Source organism: Acidithiobacillus sp. TH-A35 (assembly GCF_057473505.1).
In genome coordinates this window covers 1-6,641 of record NZ_JBYCKR010000153.1, presented here as the reverse complement: position 1 = coordinate 6,641, position 6,641 = coordinate 1, and the positions used below count along the sequence as shown (strand labels likewise).

Sequence of the window (6,641 nt, the reverse complement as noted above, 5' to 3'; positions counted from 1 at the left end):
CGTCGCGATTTGCATCATAGAGACGTGTTTCCTGCACAATCTGACCACCACTCTCCAGAATATCGCGCTGGCGAACGATCTCGTATTCAATCGCCTTTTCCAGAAAACGGAAAGAGTTGAGATTCTTGATCTCTGCCCGGGTCCCGTATGCCGCGCCCGGCCGCCGCAGGGAGACGTTGGCGTCACAACGGAAGGAGCCTTCCTGCATGTTACCGTCACAAATATCCAGATAACGCACCAGGGCATGCAGTTTCTTGAGATACGCCACCGCCTCAGCCGGCGACCGCATATCCGGCTCCGACACGATTTCCAACAGCGGCGTACCCGCGCGGTTCAGGTCGATGCCAGACTGACCGATAAAGGCCTCGTGCAGTGATTTACCGGCGTCTTCTTCAAGGTGAGCACGGGTGACACCCACTACCTTTTCCACACCGTCAGCCAGTTGCACCGTCAGCGTCCCCTTGCCGACGACGGGCAGCTCGTATTGGCTGATCTGATAGCCCTTGGGCAGATCGGGGTAAAAGTAGTTCTTGCGGGCAAAAATACTGTGCCGGTTCAGCTCCGCGCCAATCGCCAGCCCTAAAGCGATAGCTTTATCTACTGCTGCCGCATTGAGGACCGGCAGAGCACCGGGCATAGCCAGACAGACCGGGCAGGTGTGACTGTTAGGCTCCGCACCGAAAGCGGTCGGACAGCCGCAAAATATTTTGGTGGCGGTATTGAGCTGGGCGTGGACTTCCAGGCCGATGACAACTTCCCAGTCCATACTCAAGCCTCCCCCGCCTGCAAGGACGGACGCGCGCGATGCCATTGGGTTTCCTGCTGATAGCGATGGGCCACATTGAGCAATAGATCGTCGGCGAAGTAATCCCCCATCAACTGCATGCCGACAGGCAACCCGGCCGCAGTGAAACCACAGGGAACGCTGAGCGCGGGAATGCCCGCCAGATTCACCGCGATGGTATAAATATCCGCCAGATACATGGCTACCGGATCCGCGTTTTTGGCCCCCAGCGGAAAGGCCGGAGTCGGCGTGGTCGGTCCGACGATCACATCCACTTCCGCAAAAGCCCGCCGGAAATCCTCGCGAATCAGGCTGCGCACCTGCTGGGCCTTGCGATAATAGGCATCATAGTAACCCGCAGAGAGCACGTAGGTGCCCACCAGAATCCGTCGCCGCACCTCCGCACCAAAGCCCTCATACCGGCTCTGCTGATACAAATCGGTCAAATCGGCAGGGTTCGCCGCCCGGTGGGTGTAGCGCACGCCGTCAAAACGGGCCAGGTTGCTGGAGGCCTCCGCCGGCGCCAGGACATAGTACGTGCTCACCGCATGGGGATTATTAGGCAGGCGAATCGACTGCACCGCGGCGCCCTGCCGGGCGAGCTCCGCAATACCCGCCTGCACGGCGGCCGCCACCTCGGGGTCGAGACCGGCGCCGAAAAACTCCTCCGGAACCCCCACCCGCAAACCATGCAAGGGACGATCCAGACCGCGTAAAAAATCACTGGCAGCGGCCGGGTGGCTGGTGGAATCGCGCGGGTCATGCGCGGCCATCACGTTCAGCATCAGCGCACAGTCCTCGGCGTTACGTGCCATGGGACCGCCCTGATCCAGACTGGAAGCAAAGGCGATCATGCCGTAACGGGAGACCCGGCCATACGTCGGCTTGATACCCGTGATGCCACAAAGGGCGGCTGGCTGGCGGATAGAACCCCCGGTATCCGTGCCCGTCGCCACGGGGATCAGGCCCGCTGCCACCGCAGCGGCGGAGCCCCCGGAAGAGCCGCCGGGCACCATGCCGGTATGCCAGGGATTGCGCACCGGGCCAAAATAACTGGTCTCGTTGGAAGAACCCATGGCGAATTCATCCATATTCAGCTTACCCAGCATGACCATGCCTTCTGCCGCCAGCCGCTCAACCACGGTGGCGTTGTAGGGCGCGACAAAGTGCTCCAGCATCTTTGAACCACACGTGGTGCGTACCCCCGCAGTGCAGAAGATGTCCTTATGGGCCATAGGAATGCCGAGTAAGGGACCATCTTCACCAGCTGCACGTCGCGCATCCGCCCTCGCGGCGGCGGCGAGGGCTTTGCTCTCGGTAACCGTGACAAAAGCATTCAGCGCCGGATTGAGAGCGGAGATCCGCTTTAGCAACGTTGTGGTCAATTCTACAGAAGAAAAATCCAGCTCCTGCAGGCCCTGGCGGAGTTCCCGCAGGGAGAATTCATGGAGTTCCAAGTGCAGCTCCTACTCGATAACTTTGGGGACGAGAAAAAGCCCGTGTTCAGCCGCCGGAGCACTGGCCATAAGCACCTCACGCTGATCATGATTGCCAACCGTATCCGGACGCAAGGGCTGATCCAGATCCAGAGGGTGAGCCATGGTCGGGACACCCTTCGTGTCAATCGCACGCAGTTCTTCCACCAGAGCCATGATACGCTCTAACTGATCCGCCACTGCGGGTATTTCTGTCTGCGGCAGCGCAATACGGGCCAGATGTGCCGTGCGCCGCACGGTATCGTGATCGAAGGCCATGATTATGGATTTCCTTTTTTGCTCTCGTGACTCTGGGTGGCTTGATCTGGTGTGCTGGCCACCGGTGGCGGCAGTTGCAGGCCCTCCAGCAACTGGTTTTTACTGACAGCCCCTCCAGAAATCAGATACTGCTCATGCTGTTCCCAGGCATTACGCATAAACACGTAAGGATTAACGGCATCCTGGACCATCCGAATGTTGGGCCCTTCGACATAGCCCTTGTTGATGACTCCCATACCCGTCATGGCCCACTGAGCCGGGGCACTGGTCAGATAATATGCCGGCCCGGTAAAAATCGTCATCGCCAGACCGGGCAAACTGCGCAGTGAGCTGGGCCCATAAAACGGCAGCACCAGATAGGGTCCCTGCGGAACCCCCCAGACACCCAGCGTTACCCCCAAGCTGTTCTCGTGGTTGGGCAGATCCAGACGGTTCGCCACATTGAAGAGTCCGCCCAGACCAAACACGGAATTGACGAGGAATCGGCTCAGATCTTCCATTCCCTGCTGACCACGCCCTTGCAGGAAATCATTGATAAAAATATAGGGCATATCCACATTGGCAAATACGTTGCTGACCCCCTCGCGCACAAAATCCGGGGTCACTGTTTTATATCCGGTGGCTAGCGGCTCCAGCACATAATCATAAAGACCCATGTTCAGATGGAACATCGGCCTGTTGATGGCCGCCAGCGGGTCTGCGGGCGATTCCGCGGCGCTCTGAGGCCCATTTACCGTGGCACATCCCGACAAGGTCAACATTCCAAGGGCCAGCATCACTCCCGATAAATACACACCTGATCGCGTCATTGGGACCCTTTGGCGTACCCGGCGATTTGTGCTTTCAGATGCGCAACCAGTGCGGCAAAACCCTTTTTCTGCACGGTTTCGGTATATTCCGCCCGCTTCAGGGCAAGATCGCTGACCCCGTCGGCGAAGACATTAACGATGCGCCACTGATCCCCTTGCTTCTGCAGAATATAATCAAAACGATGCACCTTGCCATTATGCTCTGTAAAGGTACTGAATACCCCCTCCGTACCGGGATGCAAGGTTTCGCTCTTCGTGATAGCAAAACGCTCCCCGTTGTAGCTGTCGAAACGCGCGGCATAGGTGGCTGCAGTGAAATCAGCAAGCACTCCAACAAACTCTTTTTGCTGTTCTGGACTGAGTTTTTCCCAATAAGCGCCCAGCGTCAGACTGGCGATTTGCGGATAATCAAAAGCGCGCTGCAGCACCGGGGCGACAATGCGGTAACGACCACTGTAACCCAATCGGCTTCCACCCTGCATGGATTTGATGAGAACAGCATCCAATGCAGTGATGGTTGCTTCCGGCGTATTCGCAACAATCGTCTTGGCCGTTGACGTTGTAGATGTGGATGCCGTTGGCGCAGCCAGCGCTGCTGCAGAGAGCGCTGGGGTGATACCCGTCACCGCACAGGCCAACAGCGTTATTACGGATTTTTTCAGCATAATTCCTCCAGATCCATCCCGAATCGGAATTAACTCAACGTTCGACGCGCAATGGAAAGACCGGGTGACTGGGACTCTGAGGAGGCGGTGACACCGGCATGTCTGGCGCCATCGGCCCCTCCGTACGCGGACCGCGCAACGCTACTTTCAAGGCTCGCAGCGGATGGATGAAGGTATCATTGACGGCCGTCGGTTCAAAACCAGAGTGCACCTGACATTGGTCACATTTCCCATTCACCCCCACGCCGTATTTATCCCAGGGCGTCGTCTCCATCAACTCATTGAAGCTCTGCGCATAACCCTCGCTGACCAGCAGATAACAGGGCTTCTGCCAACCAAAAATGTTGCGGGTGGGGTTGCCCCAAGGGGTGCACTGATAATTCTGATTACCTGCCAGAAAATCTAAAAACAGGCTGGATTGATTGAACGTCCAGTTTGCCTTGCGCTCCTTGCCAATACGGAAGATATCGCGAAAAAGCTGGCGTGAGGCACGCCGCTGGATAAAGACCTCCTGCTGCGGTGCCCGCTCGTAATTGAACCCCGGCGAGATGGTCACGCCCTCGACACCCAAGGCCTTGCAATCATCCAGGAAGCTCGCTACTTCTTCAGCACCTTCGCCCTGAAAGAGGGTGCAGTTGACCGTGACCCGGAAGCCTTTTTCCACCGCTTCGCGGATCGCCGCTGCCGCCCGCTGATAGGTGCCAGGCTGACACACTGAATCATCATGACGATGTTCGTTGCCATCCAGGTGCACCGAGAAGGTCAGGTACGGGGACGGTTGATAGTCATCCATACGTTTCTTGAGGAGTAGTGCGTTGGTACAAAGATAAACAAAGCGCTTGCGCTCGACGAGGCCCTCCACGACGGCGGGCATATCCTTGTGAATCAGCGGCTCGCCACCGGCGATGGAAATAATAGGCGCGCCGCATTCCTCGGCGGCGCCAATGCATTCCTCTACAGAGAGGCGTTTGTCGAGCGTTTCATCCGGGTAATCAATTTTGCCGCAGCCCGCGCAGGCGAGGTTGCAGCGGAACAATGGCTCCAGCATCAGCACCAGGGGATAGCGTTTACGCCCCCGCAATTTCTGCGTAAGGATGTAGCGTCCTACCCGATAGCTCTGAATTAAAGGAACGCCCATGTAGAATACCCTCGCCTCGCTGCAACGCAGCATGTAAGTAATGAACAACACCTTGTGGCCAGTATAACATACCAAAGCGTATGTGGGACAAGGTCACCAACGTTTAGAATGAATGTGGGTACCGGAACCCATATCCAAAAGACATGGCGATCATGAAATGCTCTCCTCATTGGCATGCCTGTGCCGCCACTGAAGGTGTACATGATGGCCCTCTAATACTTGCCATGACAAGAGTACCGGGATGCCCAGCACGATTTCACGGAAACGCCGTGCCAGCGAAAAGGCCAGCGCCAAGTCGGGACCCACACCGATAGCGTTACCGAAAAGGATGAAACCACCCTCCTGTACCCCCAGTCCCCCAGGCACCAGAAAGGCCATGCTGCGCAGGGCTTGCCCCAGGCTTTCCATGAGCAGCGCCGCCCAGAAGGGAATAGGATGCCCAAGCAGCCAGAAGGTAAACCAGACCTCCGCGGTGCCTGCCAACAGACTCGCCAGTTGCCAGAAATTGGCCGGAAGCAGGCCCCAGCGGCGGGCATAGAGCCTGCGAATTTCGGCATCCAGATATTGCGGATCGCCTATGAGCGCGAGCAGGTCCTTGCCACCCAGGAGTTTCTTCATCAGTATCTGTAGAACAGTGAACAAACCCCAGTGCCGCTGCATCCAGACAAAGACCACCAACAGCGGCAACACCAGCGCCAAAAGAAACACCACATCCAGTTGCAGATGACGATCACTTACCTCGTAACTGAGCACCAGGAGTCCCGCGATCGTGAAAGCAAACTGGCTCAACAAGGTCAAAGTGACTTCGACCATGACACTAGCCCCGGAGATATAACCGGGCACGCCATAGCGAGTCAAGAGACGTACACCAAGCATTTCACCGCCCACCCGTGCCACCGGCAGGAGACCGTTGACGGCCTCGCGGACCAGCGCGACCCATAGTAAAAACCAGTAGCGCGCGCGCGCTTCACCGCGCAGCAGCCACTTCCAGCTCAGCACATCCAGAGCCTGCGGCAGCAGGTGAAAGGGGAGAAGCCAAAGCAGGCCCCAGCCGGCTACCGCCAACAATTTCACAATGCCGGAAACGCCGGCCTGCACGATCAGGAAGACAGACAAGCCCAGGCCGAGCAGACCAGCCGCCAGAAACAGGAGATTACCTTTCTGTTTTAACAAATTAGCGGCCTTCATCCTGCGCGATACCGTCTTCGCGGGGTGACTGGGTGAAGAGCAGCAGCAGAGCCGGAAGTACAATCAGAATGCACAGCAACACAATGGCCAGCGCGAGGCTCAGTGCCTCGCCGAGACTGGCCATACCGGGATCGCGGGAAACCGCCATACTACCAAAGGCGCTGAGGGTCGTGAGCCCACTAAAAAGGACCGCCATGGGCGTGGATGTGCCGAGCAAATGCGCCACATCCACCCCGTTGCGCCAGCGCACCACAATGTAAATGGCAAAGGCCACGCCGAGGCCGATGAGCAGCGGCAGAACGA

8 protein-coding genes are annotated in these 6,641 nt (G+C 57.6%); all 8 read right to left on the bottom strand.

The features are described from left to right. A partial coding sequence (gene gatB / locus AC2VNK_RS05315) for an Asp-tRNA(Asn)/Glu-tRNA(Gln) amidotransferase subunit GatB (protein ID WP_486883085.1) occupies positions 1 to 766 on the bottom strand: 766 nt, incomplete at its 3' end. A 2-nt stretch (positions 767 to 768) separates the two neighbouring features. Next, complete coding sequence (gene gatA, locus AC2VNK_RS05310) at positions 769 to 2,241, bottom strand: Asp-tRNA(Asn)/Glu-tRNA(Gln) amidotransferase subunit GatA (RefSeq protein WP_486883084.1); 1,473 nt, start codon at positions 2,239 to 2,241, stop codon at positions 769 to 771. Positions 2,242 to 2,250: 9 nt separating this feature from the next. Continuing rightward, positions 2,251 to 2,538, bottom strand: coding sequence for an Asp-tRNA(Asn)/Glu-tRNA(Gln) amidotransferase subunit GatC (gene gatC / locus AC2VNK_RS05305; protein WP_291521767.1), 288 nt, complete (start codon positions 2,536 to 2,538; stop codon positions 2,251 to 2,253). Between the two features lie 2 nt (positions 2,539 to 2,540). Then, positions 2,541 to 3,347, bottom strand: a complete 807-nt coding sequence (locus AC2VNK_RS05300; protein WP_486883083.1) for an MlaA family lipoprotein — start codon at positions 3,345 to 3,347, stop codon at positions 2,541 to 2,543. Next, on the bottom strand, positions 3,344 to 4,012 hold the full coding sequence (locus tag AC2VNK_RS05295; protein WP_486883082.1) for an HpnM family protein: 669 nt from the start codon (positions 4,010 to 4,012) through the stop codon (positions 3,344 to 3,346). The genes AC2VNK_RS05300 and AC2VNK_RS05295 overlap by 4 nt, the downstream gene beginning before the upstream one ends. Positions 4,013 to 4,046: 34 nt before the next feature. Beyond that, on the bottom strand, positions 4,047 to 5,150 hold the full coding sequence (hpnH, locus tag AC2VNK_RS05290) for an adenosyl-hopene transferase HpnH (protein WP_291521761.1): 1,104 nt from the start codon (positions 5,148 to 5,150) through the stop codon (positions 4,047 to 4,049). A 150-nt stretch (positions 5,151 to 5,300) separates the two neighbouring features. Beyond that, entirely contained in the window at positions 5,301 to 6,323 is a 1,023-nt protein-coding gene (locus tag AC2VNK_RS05285; RefSeq protein WP_486883081.1) for a lysylphosphatidylglycerol synthase domain-containing protein, read from the bottom strand. A 1-nt stretch (position 6,324) separates the two neighbouring features. Then, positions 6,325 to 6,641, bottom strand: a 317-nt coding sequence (locus tag AC2VNK_RS05280) for an MMPL family transporter (RefSeq protein ID WP_486883080.1), incomplete at its 5' end; no start/stop codon positions are given.

What these genes read in the sequence shown, in the direction of transcription:
- gatC (WP_291521767.1), bottom strand. Translation starts at nt 2,538, where the DNA reads ATGGCCTTCGATCACGATACCGTGCGGCGCACGGCACATCTGGCCCGT.
- AC2VNK_RS05300 (WP_486883083.1), bottom strand. Translation starts at nt 3,347, where the DNA reads ATGACGCGATCAGGTGTGTATTTATCGGGAGTGATGCTGGCCCTTGGA.
- AC2VNK_RS05295 (WP_486883082.1), bottom strand. Translation starts at nt 4,012, where the DNA reads ATGCTGAAAAAATCCGTAATAACGCTGTTGGCCTGTGCGGTGACGGGT.
- hpnH (WP_291521761.1), bottom strand. Translation starts at nt 5,150, where the DNA reads ATGGGCGTTCCTTTAATTCAGAGCTATCGGGTAGGACGCTACATCCTT.